The sequence below is a fragment of the Methylobacterium sp. WL7 genome (assembly GCF_008040085.1).
GTDB classification, from domain to species: Bacteria; Pseudomonadota; Alphaproteobacteria; order Rhizobiales; family Beijerinckiaceae; genus Methylobacterium; species Methylobacterium mesophilicum.
Map to the genome: position 1 here is coordinate 1 of NZ_VRVG01000118.1, position 17,468 is coordinate 17,468.

13 protein-coding genes, 2 pseudogenes and 1 riboswitch are annotated in these 17,468 nt (G+C 69.3%); of the genes and pseudogenes, 6 read left to right on the forward strand and 9 right to left on the reverse strand.

The genetic code is table 11. The features are described from left to right. Positions 1–504 precede the first annotated feature (504 nt). Positions 505–1,905 (forward strand): DUF4105 domain-containing protein, encoded by a 1,401-nt coding sequence (locus tag FV233_RS22870; RefSeq protein WP_147898879.1) that lies wholly within the window; start codon positions 505–507, stop codon positions 1,903–1,905. Positions 1,906–2,238: 333 nt separating this feature from the next. Here the strand turns inward: FV233_RS22870 and FV233_RS22880 are convergent, their stop codons facing one another. Continuing rightward, complete coding sequence (locus FV233_RS22880) at positions 2,239–3,468, reverse strand: serine hydrolase (protein WP_147898881.1); 1,230 nt, start codon at positions 3,466–3,468, stop codon at positions 2,239–2,241. 332 nt (positions 3,469–3,800) lie between these two features. On the opposite strand from FV233_RS22880, the gene FV233_RS22885 reads away from it, so the two are divergent. Beyond that, positions 3,801–4,127, forward strand: a complete 327-nt coding sequence (locus FV233_RS22885; RefSeq protein ID WP_147855813.1) for a multidrug efflux SMR transporter — start codon at positions 3,801–3,803, stop codon at positions 4,125–4,127. Positions 4,128–4,158: 31 nt separating this feature from the next. Here the strand turns inward: FV233_RS22885 and FV233_RS22890 are convergent, their stop codons facing one another. Next, positions 4,159–6,183 (reverse strand): TonB-dependent receptor, encoded by a 2,025-nt coding sequence (locus FV233_RS22890; RefSeq protein WP_147898888.1) that lies wholly within the window; start codon positions 6,181–6,183, stop codon positions 4,159–4,161. 239 nt (positions 6,184–6,422) lie between these two features. Then, a riboswitch (cobalamin riboswitch) is annotated at positions 6,423–6,622 on the reverse strand. A 418-nt stretch (positions 6,623–7,040) separates the two neighbouring features. Here FV233_RS22890 and FV233_RS22895 point away from each other — a divergent pair. Both FV233_RS22895 and FV233_RS22900 read left to right on the forward strand, forming a co-directional pair. Continuing rightward, positions 7,041–7,631, forward strand: coding sequence for a cell wall hydrolase (locus tag FV233_RS22895; protein ID WP_147855814.1), 591 nt, complete (start codon positions 7,041–7,043; stop codon positions 7,629–7,631). Between the two features lie 462 nt (positions 7,632–8,093). Further along, complete coding sequence (locus FV233_RS22900) at positions 8,094–8,504, forward strand: hypothetical protein (RefSeq protein ID WP_147855815.1); 411 nt, start codon at positions 8,094–8,096, stop codon at positions 8,502–8,504. Between the two features lie 356 nt (positions 8,505–8,860). On the opposite strand, the gene FV233_RS22905 is transcribed toward FV233_RS22900, so the two are convergent. From FV233_RS22905 to FV233_RS22930, 6 genes and pseudogenes are all read right to left on the reverse strand, one after another. Continuing rightward, positions 8,861–9,406 (reverse strand): transglycosylase SLT domain-containing protein, encoded by a 546-nt coding sequence (locus FV233_RS22905; RefSeq protein WP_147855816.1) that lies wholly within the window; start codon positions 9,404–9,406, stop codon positions 8,861–8,863. Continuing rightward, on the reverse strand, positions 9,366–10,979 hold the full coding sequence (locus FV233_RS22910) for a flagellar hook-length control protein FliK (RefSeq protein ID WP_147898882.1): 1,614 nt from the start codon (positions 10,977–10,979) through the stop codon (positions 9,366–9,368). Before FV233_RS22910 ends, FV233_RS22905 begins: the two co-directional genes overlap by 41 nt. Next, complete coding sequence (locus tag FV233_RS22915; protein WP_147898883.1) at positions 10,976–11,425, reverse strand: hypothetical protein; 450 nt, start codon at positions 11,423–11,425, stop codon at positions 10,976–10,978. Before FV233_RS22915 ends, FV233_RS22910 begins: the two co-directional genes overlap by 4 nt. Before the next feature lie 219 nt (positions 11,426–11,644). After that, positions 11,645–11,841: pseudogene (locus FV233_RS22920) on the reverse strand (transposase); the annotation flags it as partial. A 573-nt stretch (positions 11,842–12,414) separates the two neighbouring features. Further along, a complete protein-coding gene (locus FV233_RS22925; RefSeq protein WP_187278204.1) occupies positions 12,415–13,419 on the reverse strand; it encodes an IS481 family transposase in 1,005 nt (334 codons plus the stop codon). Between the two features lie 110 nt (positions 13,420–13,529). Continuing rightward, a pseudogene (locus FV233_RS22930) lies at positions 13,530–13,703 on the reverse strand (transposase); the annotation flags it as partial. Between the two features lie 94 nt (positions 13,704–13,797). Here FV233_RS22930 and FV233_RS22935 point away from each other — a divergent pair. Beyond that, positions 13,798–13,998 carry an EscU/YscU/HrcU family type III secretion system export apparatus switch protein gene (locus tag FV233_RS22935; protein WP_147898885.1) on the forward strand — a complete coding sequence of 67 codons (201 nt, stop codon included), beginning with the start codon at positions 13,798–13,800 and terminating at the stop codon, positions 13,996–13,998. A 36-nt stretch (positions 13,999–14,034) separates the two neighbouring features. Here the strand turns inward: FV233_RS22935 and FV233_RS22940 are convergent, their stop codons facing one another. Next, positions 14,035–16,179, reverse strand: coding sequence for a malate synthase G (locus FV233_RS22940; protein WP_147898886.1), 2,145 nt, complete (start codon positions 16,177–16,179; stop codon positions 14,035–14,037). Between the two features lie 156 nt (positions 16,180–16,335). Between FV233_RS22940 and FV233_RS22945 the strand changes: the two genes are divergently transcribed. Beyond that, positions 16,336–17,235, forward strand: coding sequence for a LysR family transcriptional regulator (locus FV233_RS22945; RefSeq protein WP_147898887.1), 900 nt, complete (start codon positions 16,336–16,338; stop codon positions 17,233–17,235). Positions 17,236–17,468 lie beyond the last annotated feature (233 nt).

Sequence of the window (17,468 nt, forward strand, 5' to 3'; positions counted from 1 at the left end):
GTGCATCTATAGATTTATATAAGGCCTTTAATAATTAGTTCCTTATGGATTTGATTGAATCTTCTTAATACGGTCGCTATTTCGCAACCCTTCTAGACAATGCGGGGTTTAAATCTTAGGTTTTTATTGAATAAAGTTATCATCGTCGAGCCTATATCGTATGAAACGTCGGTTTTTAAGCGCGAGGACTGATCTGCGCTGGGGCGACGCCCCGGAGCGGTGTCCGGTCCGCGTGAATCGGCTGCCGTTCCCGAAACGTCACCCGGTCGGACGGCATGGCGGAGCCGGTCGTTCGCTTTGGACATCTCGGCGTCCGGCGCGACGGCCGCGATTGCCTTAACCTGGTCCTTAGGCGAGTCGTGGAAGGTGCCGGCGCGCTCGCCGCCGAAATGGATACCGGTTCGGCGTCAGCGAGCGCGTCGAATCCAGGACCCGAGCCGCTCCCGATGGCAACGCGATCGGGAGCGGCTCGGGTCGCACGCGCGCTTCCGAAGACGACCTGCCATGTCCCATCGTTCATCCCTGGAAACCCGGCCCGGCGGCCTCGATCCGGATCGTCCGATCCGGGAGGGCAACGCCCGGATGGCTCCGCTGTGGCAGGTGCTGGTCGGGGGCGAGGCGGTCCGCCGCCATGCGCACCTGATCCTGGCCGCCGGCGTGGCCCTGGCCCTGCTGGGCGCCGCCGTGATGATCGATGCCCTCGCGGGGGCGGTCCACATCCCGGAGCGCTGGTTCGGCCTGCTCCTGCTGGTGGACGCCCTCGGTTCGCTCGGCGCCGGCCTGATCGCCGCGGGGGCGGCCCGGCGGCTGCGGATCTTCAAGGGCCTGTTCCTGGCCGTGGCGGCCATCCTGATCATGATGGCCTCGGCCTCGAGCTTCTTCCTGCTGGCGATGCTGTTCGGCACCGTCTTCCTGGTCGACGGCACGGTCCGGATCGTCCTCGCCTACCTGCTGAAGTTCCCCGAATGGCGCACCTCGGTGGCGCTCGGCGCGCTGGGCGTCGCCTTCGGCGTGTTCCACCTGCAGCCCTGGCCGACCTGGTATGTCGGCACGGTCGGCTACTGCATCGGGATGTTCCTGGTCATCAACGGCCTGCGGCTGGCCCTGGCGGGCCTGCGCACCCGGCGGACGGCCCCGGTGCCGGTGCCGGAGGGGGCGTCGGCCCCGGGCTCCGACAGCCTGACCGTCTATGTCTGGACGCCGACCGGCCAGGCCACGACGCCGGCCACGCAGCGGCTGGTCCGGCGCTACGTCGCCTCCGTGGACGTGGCGGGGCGCTACTCCACCGGCCACGCCGCCCTCGAACTGGGGGGCGACCTCTATATCAGCCACTACCCCGCGGTGGAGATCGACCGCTCGCCGGCCAACCTCCGGTCGAGCCTGCGCGCCGGCCCCGAGAACGACGTCCCCGGCCGGTTCCTGCCGTCGCATCGCGCGGAGGTCGCGGATTGGTGCGAGGCCACCGTCGCGGTCACGCTCGACGGCGTCGACGGCCCCCGGCTGCGGGCGTTCTGGGACGCCTATCACCGCGACACGACCTACAACTTCATCAGCCGCAACTGCTCGACCACGGTCGCCCGCGCCCTGGACGTGGCGGTGGAGGGCGCGTTCAGCCGGGACGGGCATCCCTGGCGCAACCTCGCCCAGGCCCTCACCAGCCCGGAATTCTGGGCGGCGGCCCTGCTGCGCAACGGCGCCCGGTCGATGACCTGGACCCCCGGGCTGGTTCTCGACTACGCCCGGGCGCTGAGCGCCCTGGTCGATCCGGCCTCGCCCGTGACGTCCATCGCCTGGGCCAGTGTCGGCCGGCGTTTCATCCGCAACGGCCGGGTCGGGTCGCTGACACGCGTGTTCCAGCTTGCCCGGCGCCGGCCCGCATCGGGCGCGGGCCCGACCGAGGCTTGAGCGGCCTCCCTGCCCGCCCGGCTGTTGCCTATGATGTTCGCAGGTCGTTTCCGGCGAAGCGCGACCTGCTCCCTTTCCCGCACGGGCTATCGGCTTCACCCATCCCCGGATGTGGCGCGGGTCCCCTCTCCCGTGCGGGAGAGGGACAGGGTGAGGGATGCGACCTCTCCGGAAAGACCTGGTCCCTCACCCCAACCCTCTCCCGCACGGGAGAGGGGGCGCGGCGCGGCTTTGGCAAGCCGATGTGTGAACATCGTAGCCCGCACGGGAGGGGCGACCCGCGCCGCATCCGGAGATGTCTGAGTCTGTGAGGGGGGCAGGCGGCGTGCCGGGTCAGCGGGCCGTGCGGCGGGCGGCGAGGTCGCGGGCGATGGCCTGCATCACCGACAGGGTGTCGACCTCGTCCTGCTCGGCGCCGTGGTCGCTGAGCTTCACGATCACGGTCCCGGTCTCGCGGTCGACGTAGACGTATTGGCCGTAGACGCCGATCGCCGAGATGTCGCTGTCGTCGCCCCCGGGGGCGTGCCACCACTGGGCCGAGTACTGCCAGCCGTCGACATCCCGGCGGGCCGGCGTCTCGATCCGGTCGATCCAGCGGGCCGGGATGATGCGGTTCTGCCCGGCGCGGCCCTGGTCGGCCACCAGAAGCCCCAGGCGGGCGAAGTCGCGGGGCGTGGCGTTGATGCAGCAGAACGCCTTCTCGATGCCGCCGGCCCGGTCGAGGTTCCAGGTCGCGTCGGCCTGGGCGCCCATCGGCTTCCAGATCCGCTCCGAGAGCAGGTCCGCCAGGGGCTTGCCCTCGACCCGCGCCAGGATCAGGCCGAGCAGCTCGGTGTCGATGCTGCGGTAGCGGCCCTGGCTGCCGGGCTTGAACGCCAGGTGGGCGTTGTCCCGCACGAAGGCGGTGATGTCCCGCGTCAGGTACATCCCGGCGGTGCCGGTGAGCGGATGCTGCGGGTCGTAGTTCTCCGGCACGGCGATCCCGCTCGTCATGTCGAGGAGGTCGCGCACGGTGATCTGGCCGAAGACCGCGCCGTGCCGCAATTCGGGCAGTAGGGCCGAGACCCGGTCGGTCTCCGCGAGCTTGCCGCCCGCCACCGCGGTGCCGACCAGCAGCGACACGATCGACTTCGCCACCGACCAGGACGGGAACAGCGTCGCCGGTCCCGTGCCGGGCCGCTGCCATTCGTGGATCAGCACCCCGTCCTGCACCACCAGGAAGGCGTTGGTGTGCGTCTCCGCCAGCATCGTCGCGAGCGGAACCGTCTGGCCCTTCCAGGAGACGCGCTCCAGGATCGGGCTCGGCCGGAACGCCAGGTCGCGGGCCCGCTCGGGCGCCTGCACCACCCGGCTGGGGAACCAGGGGCCGATCGCGGACGGCTCGAGGACCGCCAGGGCCGCCAGCGTGACCGGATTCGGGACGTCGATCAGCGCGGTGGCGGTCCAGGCGCAGCCCGCCGCCACGACGCCGCCGGCCGCGGCGATCGCGCCCCAGCGCGCGCCCCGCCGGCGGCCCGGACGGGGGCGGGCCGAGGCTTCCGGGATCGCGGGCGACGCAGTCATGGTGGATCGGTATCGCTCTGGATCGGCACTGTCGTGGCGCCGTCGGCCGGGGCCTCGGTGCGCGCGGCGACCATGATGAGGAGGCGTTAACGAAGGGCCAACCCGGCCGGACGTTGAATTCGGGGCTCCGCCGCGCGTGCCCGGCGCGGGGAATTCGAAAATCTTCATCGATTCGGCGGAAAAGGACTCCCGAACCCTCGCGGCACCTTATGGGGGGAGGCTGCCGCGCACAAACTGCGACCCGCCGTCCTTGTCTGATCGTCCCTGGCGATCCGAAGAACCGTTGTTCACTTGAAGCTGGCTCCGCGCCTGCACAAAAGGTCTTCCGCGCGATGAACCCTTACCTGATCCTCGGGCTCGCGATCGGCGCGGAGGTCACCGCCACCCTGGCGCTGAAGGCCGCCGACGGCCTGACCAAGCCGGGGCCGACCCTGATCGTGGCGGTCGGCTACGGCACCGCCCTGTGGCTGATGTCGAGCAGCATGGACATGCTGCCGATCGGGGTGGTCTACGCGATCTGGTCGGGGGTCGGCATGATCGGCGCCGCGCTCGGCGGCGCGTGGCTGTACGGCGAGGCGATCAGCCCGACCATGCTGGTGGGGATCGCGATCATCGCGGTGGGCGTGGCCATCCTGGCGTCCGGGCAGGGCCAGCACTGAGCCGGATCTCCCCGGGCCGCCGGGTCCGCGCTCAGAAGCGGCCCGCGATGGTGAGGCGCACGGCCGTGGGCTCGACCGGGTGGAACACGCGGTCGGTCAGGCCCTCGGCGGGCTCCCCGGGCAGGCGCGAGACGTAGGCGTAGGTGATCTGGTCGGACCGGCTGTTGGTCAGGTTCAGCACGTCGAGGGAGACGCTGACCCCGTTCTCGAAGGCGTAGCCGACCCGGCCGTTGAACAGGGCGGTCGGGCGCGAGCGGATGGAATTGTCCTCGATCAGCGGGCGCGGCCCGAAATACCGGAACCGCAGGGAGCCGAACCAGCCGAGCGGCTCGCCGAAGGTGATGCCGGCCGACGCGATGGTGGTGGGCGCCTCCGGCACCCGAGTGCCGACCGGGTCGACGTCGGAGAACCGGGCGTTGGTGATCGTCAGGTCGCCCTCCAGCGACAGGAACGGCGTGAGCGCGTAGCGGTTCGTCCACTCGACCCCGAAGCGCCGGGTCGGGCGGCTCGGCTCCGTGGTGCCGGTGTCGCCCTGGAACAGGTTTTCGGACGCGAAGTCGAGCCGGAACAGGGCGAGGCTCGTCTCCAGCCCGGCGATCGAACGGTTGCGCAGCCCGACCTCGTAGCCGGTCGAGGGCACCAGGAACGGCGCGCGGGCGATGTTGAACAGGGGGCTCGCCGGATCGACGGTGGCGGTCACCCCGCGCACGTCGTTCGAGTGGAAGCCGCCGCCGTAATTCACGTAGAGTTCGGTGTCGAACCACGGACCGAGGGTCAGGCCGAGCTTCGGGTTGACGATGGCATCGCGCGCCCGCCCGGAATTGGCCGGCGTGTCCGAGGCGACGCGGGCCGCGTAGCCGTCGGCGCGGAAGCCGAGGCTGGTGCGCAGCCAGTCGGTCCAGCGCACCCGGTTGTCGAAATAGAAGGCCCCGCTCGTCTCCAGCACCCGGTCGTCGAGCACCCCCGAGCGGTATTGCCGGTTCGTCGTGTTGAACAGCCCGACCCGGATGCTGTCGGTCCGGGTCTGCACGCCGACCTCGTTCTCCATCGGGCGCCCGAACAGGTCGCCCTGGAAGATGTGCAGCGCCTCGCCGCCGCCGATGATGCGCTGGTCGAGCTGGTGGAACTGGTCGCCGCTGACCGGATCGTTGAGGACATAGGTGAAGTCGTTGAACAGGTTGAGCTGCGAGCGGATCACGTAGGCCGAGGCCCGGGTCAGGCCGGTTTCGTCGGTGCTGCTGAAGCGGCCGGACAGCGAGAAGCGGCTCGTATCGCCGCCATCCGTGGGGTTGATCGTGCCGTAGCGGCCGATCAGCCCCTGCGCGACCGCCCGCTCGGGGATCTGGTTGGTGGCGGTCCAGCGGCCCGCATAGGCCATGCCGGTGACCGAGAATCCGTCGAGCGCCGTGCCCTGGCTGTAGCGGGCGACGGTGCTGATCTTGCGCAGGGCGTCCGGGACCACCCAGGGCCCGTCATAGACCTGCGCGTCACCCGCAACCAGAAGGTTGCCGTCGCCGAGCGGGGTCGAGGCGATGCTGAGCGCCCGCTTGTAGCCGAAGCTGCCGATGGCGGTGAGCGCGAGGTTCTTCTGGACGGTGTCGAGATAGTCGATCCGCACCGAGCCGGCGGAGGCGAAGTCGCCGTCGCGGACGAAGTACGGCCCCTTGTGGAACTCCACCGCGCCGACGAGTTCGGGGATCAGGAAGTTGATGTCGGCATAGCCCTGGCCGTGGGCGTGGGTGCGCATGTTGAGCGGCATGCCGTCCAGGAACAGGGCGATGTCGGTGCCGTGATCGAGGTTGAAGCCGCGCAGGAAGAACTGGTTGGCCTTCCCCTCCCCGCTGTGCTGGGTGACGATCAGGCCCGGCACCGCCTCCAGCACCTCGCCGGGACGCGTCACCGGCCGGCTGTTGAGCTGGGCGCCCGTGATCACCCCCGCGCTGGCGGAATCCACGGTCAGGAGCGGGCCGCCGATGCCGGTCACGCCGCCGACATAGCCGGCACTCGCGGCCACCCCGCCCCGCGGCGGCGCGGAAGGCTCCGCGGTGACCGAGATCTCGTCGAGCGTCGCCTCGGCGTCCGGGCTCGGCCGGGTTCCGTCCCGGGCGGAGGCCGCCGGAGGCAGCAGGGCGAGGGCCGTCAGCACGGACAGTTTCAAGAGCGCACAGCGCGGGACAGGATGGGGCACCGGACCTCGGGCGACGGCAGTGGCACGTCACCGCGAACGAGGCCGCGCCGACCGCGCTCGCGCGGGCGTCCCGGCACCCGCCAGGACACCCCGCCCAGCGCGTTTCGCGTGTGACCACGACGGACGGCAGGTCTCCTGGCTCACGGGTCGCAGCCCTCCCGTCGTCTTCCCGGGCGAGGCGGCCCAGTGACGTGGTGACGAGAAGGCTCACCGCTTACAGTTGCGGGGGCAGCCGCGGCTTCGGGGAAGCCCCCCTCACCGCGTTCCCTTTTGATCCCCGAAGGGAACCGTCCCGGCCACATTCCGGCCAAGGCGTGGGTCCCGTCAACGTCCCGGCACCGGTTGGCGGCGTGTGTGTCTATCGGATGACACCGGGCCCCCGCCCGGCTCCCGGTTCCGCCGGAAGAATCCGCCGCCCGCGGGGCTGCTCCCTCGGATCCCGGACGCTCGGGGGCGACGCTATGGTTTTGGCACCGCAGCGTTTTTCCGGCCGGACCTGCGGCTCCCGCTGCGGCCCCGGTCCGTCCCCCGGGGGGCCGCGTTCCAGGGCCATCCGCCGGTCCGCCAGCGCGGGCAGGCCGGCGTTCGGGGCGGTCCACGCATGACGGCCCGCCACATCCTCGCCGCGAACGTGCACACAAGCTTGGCGCGTACAACGATCGAGTGTGGCGACGCCGGGATGGGCGATCGCCCTGCCCCGAGGCCGGAGGACGGAGCGCTGATGCATGCAGGGTAGCGAGAGGATCAAGGCCGTTTCCGGGCTGGTCGCGCTGGCGCTCGCCGGCGGGCTCGGTGCGTGCAACACCGCGTCACCCCTGACCACAGGATCGATCCCCGACCGCAAGCCGTCGATGGTGGTCACCGACGCCGAGCGCGACTGCCTCGGCCGGGCCATGTATTTCGAATCGAACCGCAGCGACGAATCCGGCCTGCTGGCGGTCGGCACCGTGGTCATGAACCGGATGGAGGCCGCGATCTTCCCGGGCGGCATCTGTGCCGTGGTCGGGCAGCCCGGGCAGTTCGCCCCCGGCGTCCTGACCAAGCCGATGCAGGACCGCGACCTTCAGAAGGTGGCCGACGCCGCCGACGCGGTGCTGGCGGGCGAGCGGCACCCGAAGGTCGGGAAGGCGATGTATTTCCACACGGCCGGCCACCACTTCCCGTACAAGAACATGCACTACGTGGCCGTGGCCGGCGGCAACGCCTTCTACGAGAAGCGCAACACCCGCGCCGCCAAGGCGGAAACGCCGGCGCCCGCCGCCCTGCCCCCGTCGGTGTCGAGCTACGCGGCCGGCCCGGCTGCGCCGACGCGCTAAAGCCGTGCCCGACCGCGTTGGGTCGGGAACGGCTCTAAGCTCTTGTTTTGACGCGCGTTCCTGCGACGAACCGGAGCCACGTCGTCGGAGCGCGACCTCGAGCCGCGCGCGGCAGGCGCAACGATCCGGACGGCCCTGCCGGATCCGGATCGCGGTTCCAGCCGGGGTCCCTCCCCTTTTCGCGCGCCTGCGCCCCGTGACAATCCGCTCGCGTCGCGTGCGGATCCCGCCGCGCCCGATACATCGGGACGCGGTTCCCGCCAGGGACGCGGATCCACCGGCATAGAACGAGCCGGTGTTGTCGATCGCACCATCTTGACCGGTCATGGCAGATGAAGTGACATCGCGCGCGACGGTAAATCTGTTGATCGGCTTCGCGACCCGCGGAGGCGCGATTTACATCGCCGGACGACGCCTTAGCTTGTCGGTTAGAACTACCCACGAATCACGGATCTGCCGCCGATGATCGCCCACAGGGTAGCGCTCGCTGGTGCGGTCCTCATCCTGAGCATCGCACCGGCAGCCTCTCAGTTGCGCCGCCCGATGACCTGTACGGAGGACGTGTCGGTGGGGCTCGACGCGGCCCCGGGCCCCGAGGGCGCGAAGCCGCAGCCGCACCGGGCGCGGACCTTCTCGATGGTCTCCGGCGGCGGCTTGCTGACCGTCCTCTCCGCCGGGCGCTCCGACTATTACGAATGTCAGGTGGCGTCGCCGCGCTTGAACGAACGGACGCCGCGCAACGCGATCAAGTGCCAGAACGGCGTGTATTTCCTTCTGATCGACCTGAACAAGCTGAACTTCGTCGAGGCGCAGCTGAATCCGGAGGACCGCGGCGAGATCAGGATGAGCTACGGAAGCTGCAAGATCCTCTGACGGCGCTCAATCCATCCGGATCAGGATGTAGGCCGAGACCGCGATGATCGCGATGGTCACCGCGAACAGCAGAAGCGTCTTGGCGAACGCGCCGTCGGGCGGGTCTGGTGCGTCGTTCATCCTGCTCCCCCAGCCCCGGAAGGATGGTGGCGTTTGCCGTCTTGCTCAACGTATGAGCGGCCAATAGGCAGCATCCGCATAGAGTGGTCAGTAATCTGCGCTGTTGGCGCTGAAGAATCCGTTTCTCGTCCGCGTCTCTCGACGCCCGGCCGAAAGCGACGCGACCTGCTGCGGGGCGGATCGGCGCCGGCCACCGTGACCGAGCGTGGCCGCGGCCACCCCCGGTCGAAGGGGCATCACCGGCAGAACTGCGTCGCCGCCGGGGTCCATTGCCCGAATCCGGTCGCGACCATGTTGGCGACAACCCGGCAGATATACTGTTTCTGCGCCGCATTGTTGTTCGGCCCGGCATGGTAGCGGGCCACCGCCATCGTCCAGCTGCCCTCGCGCTTCTTGAGCTCCTGGAGGAATTGGGTGGCGTACTCGACGTTCGCGTGCGGGTCGATCATGGCCTCGACCGAGCCGAACTTGCCGCCGTGATAGAGGTGGTTGATCTGCATGCAGCCGAGGTCGATCAGGCGGATGCCCTTGCTGCGCGCTTCCGTGAAGCGGGCGATCACGTCCCGCGGCCCCGTCCCGAAATAGGCGGTTCCGGCGATGTTCATGGCGTAGGGCTGGAGGGAACCGCGCTTGCCGGTCTCGGTCAGGCCGACGGCGTAGAGCACGCCCAGCGGCACGCCGTAGCGGGCGGAGGCGCGCCCCATCTCGGCCTCGCAGACATTCGCGGCGGCCGGGACAGCGCTAGAGATAAATGCCGCCGTCGCGAGGACGTACCGCTTCATCCGTCCGTTCTCCTTCGCGTCTGTTGCCGGCCTGGCGCTGCGCGTCCTGCCGCTGTCTGGCGCCCTCGTTGCCGGGGCGGGCCCCGCCGTCGGCGAACGACGGGGACGCCTGCGATTGCGAGCCGCCCGACGCGGTCGACGCCTCGGCGGGGCGCGCCTGCCCGACGGTGACCTCGGCCTGGTAGCTGCTGTGGCTCAGGAGGTCGGTGAGGATCGCCGCATCCTTGTGCAGCAGCGCGGCGGTCTCCGGCTGCGAGGCGCGCAGATGGGTTTCGAGCTGGCCGTTGGAGAGCCGCATCTCCACGGTGACGACCCCGAGATCCTCCGGCCGAAGCTGGATCTTGAGGACGCGCAGCGGCCCGTCCGGGACGCCGCCGGCCGTCGGATCGGCGTGGATCCGGCCCTGCGCGGCGGCGGCCGCGGTCGCGCGCTCGAGCTCCTCCCGGATGGCCGTGGCGATCATCGGCAATGATCCGGCGGGCAGGCTCGTGGCGGTCCCGGTCCCGTCGCGCGATGATCCGGCCGACGCCGCGGCATCCTCGGCGTGCTCGCCGATGGAGGCGAGAACGGCCCGCTCGACCCCGGAGACCACGCGGCCCGGCGCGGGTGCGATGCCCGCCGGCTTCTGGGGGCCGGCCTCGGCGTCGATTGCCGTGGCCGCGCGCCGCGGATCCGGCTCCGACCGGACCGGCGGCTGAAGCTTCAGCGCCGCCGCGGCATTCAGGGCCGGCAGCGCGGACCGGGTGCCTTGCGGATCGAGGACGCCGAGCGCGGGGCCGGCAGGCTCTGCCGGCCCCGCGCTCGCAGGCTCGGGCGCCGGCGCGCCGCCCGCGACGACGGGCTGGAAATGAACCGCGCGGCCCAGCACCGCGACGTTGCCCGCAGCGGCGCGAAGGACCTTCGCGACGTCCGCGTGCGTGGGTCCTTCCGCGTGCGTGGGTCTGTCCGCCCGCGTGAGGCCGTCTGCGCGCGTGGGGCCGTCCGTGGGCGCAGGTTCGTTCCTGCGCGCGGGCTCGTCCGCATGCGTGGCCTCATCCGTACTTGTGGGTCCGTCCGCGCGCGTGGCCTCGTTCGTGTGGGGTGGGTCCGCATCCACGCTCCCGGCCAGGGCCGATGCGGATCCCGATGACGGTTCGCGAACCGGCGCTCCCGTGGAACCGAGTGCGGACGCCGACAGGCTTCCGGTTCCGGGAACGGTCGGTGCCGCAGCAGGCCGATCCCGGGTGGCCGTCGCGGATTCGGAAGAAGCCGCGGTGAGAGCGGGCGGTGCCGCAACGCGCAGGAGATCTGCCACCAGGGCTGCGGCAGAGCCTGCCGGCATTCCGGGTGCGGCCGGGGCCGCGACGGTTGCCTCCGGAACAGCATCGCCCTCGGCGTCGTCGGGCTTGGCCTTCGCGGCGTCGTCCTTGGCCGGGGACGCCGGACCGGTCCCCGAGAGCTCGCGCAGGACAGTCCCGAAGGCGCTCTCGCGTCCCGTCCCCTGCTGCGGCGCATCGCCGTTCGCATTGGCCGGCACGATCTCGCGATCCGGCTTCGGGGTGGGATTCGGAACCGCGGCGGAGATCGGATTCACGGGTTTGACTTCCGAAGGAGTTGATCGATCCGGCCAATCATGGCCTCGGCTTTGGGGATCAGGCTGCCGGGTTCGTCGGCTGCCGCCTGGACCTGCGCACGCTTCGACGATTCGGCATCCGGCGGGGTGGCGGACCGGGCCAGCCCCCGTCCGATCTGGTCGGCCATCGACAGGGCGGCGTCGAGGAGTTGGACGTCGCGCGCCGGCAGCCTCGCCCGGTCCACCGCTTTGAGCTTCTGCAGGGCCGTCTGGAACGTCGCCAGGGTCACGATCTCGGCGGCCGCGCGGTAGAGCTGGGCCTGGGTCGCTTCCAGGCTTTCCGGGGCGCAGAACAGCAGCGCCTTGTCGGCCGCCATGAGCGCCGTGCCGGTCTTGCCCTCCTGGACCGCCGTCCGGGCGATCAGCAGGTAGAGATCTCGCCGGCTCTCGGGCGCGAGTTCGTTCATGATCCGGGTGAAGGCAGCGAAGCGGGCCTCGTCCTGGCCGAAATTTAGCTGCGTCAGCTGATAGGCGAAGCGTTGCCGGAAGTTGCCCGCGTAGATCGAGTGCTGGAAGCGGCGCAGGTACTGGATGGGTAGGACGTCGAATTTCTTTAGGTCACGGTGGCGTTCGCCAGGGCCCTGCCCAGGGTCGAGATGACCATGCCATGCTCCTATGGCCTGTCGTCACTTGATCGAGTCGGGCGAGGCAGCGAGCAGAAGACACCTGTGAAGCTGCGGGCGGTTTTCTCATCTCGGGTCGCGACGGCGCGCTACTCCTTGAGTCGCGCCCAGAGGCGCTCGTTGATGTTGCGGTTGGGGTAAATTAACTCGGGGCAGGCATTCGGTGCCTCGTTGCGCTTGGTTGGGATTGCAATGCGCGCGTTGGGGTTCCATCGCGCGTCACGGTGTTGCTTTATGCCGTAAAACGGTTGGCGACAGGGTTTAGGTTATAGATGCCGGTATGCTGCCTGGGACGGGTGAACGGCAGTCGCGGACGCGGCATAGGTTGAAGACTAGCTCTGCAATCAGAACTACCTTTCAGAAATCGACCTCGACGAGTGCCAATATTCTTGGTCGATCGCCGGGCATGCGTGGGTAATGAGGACTGGCTCGGCAAAATGGGAGCCATTTTATTTATGAAAACTGTGCAACAATTGGGCCCTTTCATTTGCCGATGAGGAAAAAGAGTTTTTCGCGACACTCAGTGATAGCTGGTCTGACAGTCAGATTTTATTTTTCGCGAATCCGGGGGGGGTCAAAACACAACTGGGGCGAATCTGGGAGATATTTTCGTATTTGGACTCATCGGGCTCGGCGATGACCTATGTGCTATTTAAGTTTTTCGGTCCCTAAGGTGGTAGACAATCCCCCGCCTTACCGACACAGCACCTGTATCGGCGAGATCGCTGGCACGCCGCTCACTGTTCGCGGGATTGGCCCGGGGCCCACCGCAATTAGATGTTTGGTCCCGGCATGTGGTGTGACGGATTGAGCCTGAAGCGTTCGGGCTCTTTCGTCCAGGTCTGGCAGATAAATTCGTAGGGGGTGAGGCCTCGCAGGGTCTCCAGCCGGCGACCGTAGTTGTAGGCTTCCACGAACAGTTGCAGGTGGCGGCGCAGCTCGTCGTGGTCGGTGTAATGGTAGCGCTTGACCGTGGCGTCCTTGATGGTGCGGTTCATCCGCTCGACCTGGCCGTTCGTCCACGGGCAGCGTGGTTTGGTCAGGCGATGCTCGATCTTGCTCTGCTCGCAGGCCCATTCGAACGAGTGCCAGCGGTAGATGCGCGGCTCGTCGCGCTCTGCCCAATAGGCAGCTGCCTTGGCCTCGGCCTCCGCGTTCACCGGCTTGTTGTCGGTGAACTGAATGCCGTTGTCGGTCAGGACCGTGTAAATCGTGTAGGGCACGGCCGCGACCAGATCGCGTAGAAAGGCCGCTGCGATCCGTTGTGTCGCCTTCTCGTGAAGTTGAACGAAGGCAAATTTGCTCGTGCGGTCGATGGCAACGAACAGGTGGAGCTTGCCTTGTTCGGTGCTGACCTGTGCGATGTCGATGTGGAAGTAGCCGATCGGGTAGGCTTTGAAGCGCGAACGCTTGGGCTTGTCGCCGTCGACCTCCGGCAGTCGACTGATGCCGTGACGCTGGAGACAGCGATGCAGACTTGAGCGGGTCAGGTGCGGAATGCTGGCCTGAAGCGCGGAGAGGCAGTCATCCAGTGGCAGCAGGGTATGCCGGCGAAAGGCGACGATGACCGCCTCGTGCACCAGGCTCAGCACCGTGGAGTGAGGCTCCTTCGGTCCCATCCGCGCATCGGTGCTGGTCGGACGTGACCGCCACTTCTGCACGGTGGTCGGGCTGATCCCATAGTGCTTCGCGGCGGCTCTCACGCTCTCTCTACGAGCTTGGATTGCCCGACGGACCGTCTCAGTCGTTGTGGCGCTGCCGTGGAGAACCTGTCCCATAGCGCGTCCCTCCATGTGGCACCAGATGTATCACCACACGGCGGGACCAAACATCTGGCAGGCAGCGTCTTGACGTCGGTGGCCGGTGTCGTCTCCGGCCGAGACGCGGCTCCGAACATACCGGCAGCCCCGTCGAGAAGCTGACCCTTCCACGTCGTGATCTGGTTGGGATGGACATCAAAGTGCTGGGCCAACTCGGCCAGGGTTTTCTCCCCCCGTAGGGCGGCCAGAGCCACTTTCGCCTTGAAGGCCGGGAGGTGGTTCCAGCGCTGTCGCTTGCTCATCGTCGCTCCTGATCCGCAGCCATCTTGGCCGCCGTCAGGCAGAAATTCCACTCAGCCCCGCTGTGCAGATTACCCGAGCCACCTCTACGCCCTCATGGTGCTGGCCAAGGGGAAGGATCTGCTCGCCCTGCACATCCGCGAGATCGCCGAGAAACACCGGATCGAATTCGTCGTTGACAAGACCCTGGCCCGGGCGATGTACGACGCGGTCGAGATCGACCAGGCGATCCCGACGGCATTCTGCCGCGCGGTTGCCAACCTCCTCATCTATATTATGACACGCAAGCGTCGCTGAGACCGGGCCGAGGTTCCCCCGCGCCGGCCCAGGGCGTCACGCGTCCCTGCGCTTGGCCGCCCGGCGATAGCGGTGCAGGACGAACTCGGTGTAGCCGTTCGGCTGGGCCGCGCCCTCGAAGACCAGGGCCTGCGCGGCCCGGAAGGCCGGCCCGTCGAAATGCGGTCCCATCGGCCGGTAGGCCGGGTCGCCAGCGTTCTGGCGGTCCACGATGCCGGCCATCCGGCGCAGGGTCTCGGCGACCTGCGCGCGGTCCACGATCCCGTGCCGCAGCCAGTTGGCGATGTGCTGGCTGGAGATGCGCAGGGTGGCGCGGTCCTCCATCAGCCCGACATCGTGGATGTCGGGCACCTTCGAGCAGCCGACGCCCTGGTCGATCCAGCGGACCACGTAGCCGAGGATGCCCTGGCAGTTGTTGTCGAGCTCCTCGCGGACGGCCTCCGGCGCGAACGGCTCCGTGGCGAGCGGCAGAGTCAGCATGGCGGCGCGGGTCGCGGGCGCCCGGTCGCGGAGCTCCGCCTGGCGGGCGCGCACGTCGGTCCGGTGGTAGTGGAGCGCGTGGAGCGTGGCCGCGGTTGGGGACGGGACCCAGGCCGTGTTGGCGCCGGCCTCCGGATGGTCGCCCTTGGCCGCCAGCATCGCCGCCATCCGGTCGGGGGCGGCCCACATGCCCTTGCCGATCTGGGCGTGGCCCGGCAGCCCGCAGGCCAGCCCGGCATCGACGTTGCCGTCCTCGTAGGCCCGGATCCAGGCGGTGGCCTTCATGGCATCCTTGCGGACCACCGGGCCGGCCTCCATGGCGGTGTGGATCTCGTCCCCGGTGCGGTCGAGGAAGCCGGTGTTGATGAAGAACAGGCGGTCGGCGGCGGCGGCGATCGCGGCCCGGAGGTTCGCGCTGGTGCGCCGCTCCTCGTCCATCACGCCGATCTTCAGGGTCCGCGGCGCCAGCCCCAGCAGCGCCTCGACCCGGCCGAACAGCGCCACCGCGAACGCCACCTCGTCGGGCCCGTGCAGCTTCGGCTTGACCATGTAGACCGAGCCGGCCCGGCTGTTGCGCAGCAGGCCGGTGCCCTTGATATCGTGGAGCGCGATCAGCGCGGTGATCGCCGCGTCCAGCATCGTCTCGGGGATCTCGGCCCCGTCGAGCGTCACGGCGTCCGTGACCATGTGGTGCCCGACATGGCGCACCAGCATCAGCGACCGGCCCGGCAGGGTCAGGACGCCGCCGTCGGGGGCCGTGTAGGTCCGGTCCTCGGCGAGCCGCCGCGCGATGGTGCGGCCGCCCTTGGGCAGGTGTGCGACGAGGTCGCCGCGCATCAGGCCGAGCCAGCTCCGGTACACCGCGACCTTGTCGGCGGTGTCCACGGCGGCGACCGAATCCTCCATGTCCATGATGGTCGAGAGGGCGGATTCGAGCACCACGTCGGCGATGCCGGCCGGATCGGTGCGGCCGATCGGGCTGGTCCGGTCGAGCCGGATCTCGATGTGCAGCCCGTGATGGCGCAGCAGGATGTTCTCGGGCGCCTGCGCGGCGCCGGTGTAGCCGGCGAGCGCGGCCCCGTCCGCCAGCCCGGCCGCCCGGCCGCCGCGATCGACCGCGAGGCGTCCCGCCGTCACCGCGAAGCCGGTGGCCTCGGCCCAATTGCCCTCGGTCAGTGGCGCGGCCGCGTCCAGGAACGCCTTGGTGTAGGCGACCACCGCCGCCCCCCGGGCCGGGTTGAAGCCCTGGCCCGGGGCGCGTTCGCCGTCCTGCGGGATCGCGTCGGTGCCGTAGAGCGCGTCGTAGAGGCTGCCCCAGCGGGCGTTGGCGGCGTTGAGGGCGTAGCGCGCGTTCGAGATCGGCACCACGAGCTGCGGGCCGGCGATCTCGGCGATCTCCGCGTCCACGTCCGCGGTGGTGACCCGCACGGCCTCCGGCTCCGGCTGCAGGTAGCCGATCTGCGCCAGGAACGCCGCGTAGGCCACCGGATCGTGCGGCTGGCCCCTTCGGTCGCGATGCCAGGCATCGATGTCGGCCTGGAGCGCGTCGCGCCGGTCGAGCAGCGCGCGGTTGCGCGGCGCGAGGTCCCGCAGGATCGCGGCGAAGCCCGACCAGAACCGGTCCGCGCTCACGCCCGTCCCGGGCAGCGCCTCCTCGGACACGAAGCGGCGGAGGTCTTCGGCGACGACGAGGCCCGACATGGCGATCCCCTGGGCTGACGCGCGACGTTGAGAAAAACTTGAGCGGCGCGTGAAGAATCTTTGACGCCCCAGCGATAGGACCCTTGGCTCCGGCGAAAAAGGCGCCAAAAGAGATTTGATTCTTTCCGCGACGTTGAGAATGCGGATCCCACCCCCATGCACGACCACAGCGACCTGGAGATCTTCGCCCGGGTGGTCCGGGCCGGCAGCCTGACCCGGGCCGGGGCCGAACTCGGCCTCTCGGTGGCGGTGGTCTCGAAGCGCCTGAAGCGTTTGGAGGAGCGGCTGGCGGTGCGGCTTCTGCATCGGACCACCCGGCGGGTCGCGCCCACCGATGTCGGCCAGGAGTTCTTCCAGAAGATCGCTCCGATCGTCGATTCCATCGCGGAGGCCGAGACCCTGGTGTCGCAGCGGGCCTCCCGGGCGCGGGGCACCCTGCGGGTGACGGCCCCCACCTCGTTCGGGCGGCTGCACATCGTCCCGCATCTGCGGAGCTTCTTCACGCTCCATCCCGAGATCGTCCTGAACCTGGAACTCAGCGACGATTTCGAGCCGATCGTGGAGCGCGGCTACGATCTCGCGATCCGGGTCGGCGCCCTGGAGAGTTCCGGGCTGACCGCGTTGCGCCTCGCCCCGGTGCGGCGGGTTCTCTGCGCGCGCCCGAGCTACCTCGACGCGGCCGGGCGCCCGGCCGACCTCGACGACCTGCGCGGCCATGTCTGCCTCGCCACCGAGAACCAGAACCCGTGGCGGCTGGTCGGGCCGGACGGGCCCTGCACGGTGGGCGCCGCCGGGCCGCTGCGCACCCATTCCAACGAGGTCGTGCGCGAGGCGGTCATCGGCGGGTTGGGCATCGCCCTGCGCTCCACCTGGGACGTCCACGCGGAACTGCGCAGCGGCCTGCTGGAGGTGGTGCTGCCCGCCTACACGGCCGCCGCGCAGGCCGGCATCTACGCGGTCTATCCGAGCCGCGCCTTCGTCCCGGGCAAGACCCGGGCGTTCCTCGACTTCCTGAAGCGCACCTACCGGTCGAGCGCCGCCTGGCCGGAGCCGTGAGGCGCCCTGCCCCGCTCACCGGGGGGTAATGGATTTGGCTCGGGCCCTCTTCCCGTGGGAACGGGCGGATTCACTGAACGAAGTTGGGATCGTCCCTGGCTGCAAGAGAAGTCTCGTCGAACCCGGCACGCGCCCTCCCTCCCCCCTCTGCGGGCAGGGCTATCGCATTTGGCTGATGAGGCTGAGCAAGTATGTGTCGTTCCATGCGGCGCGCTTGATTTTGGCGCGGATGG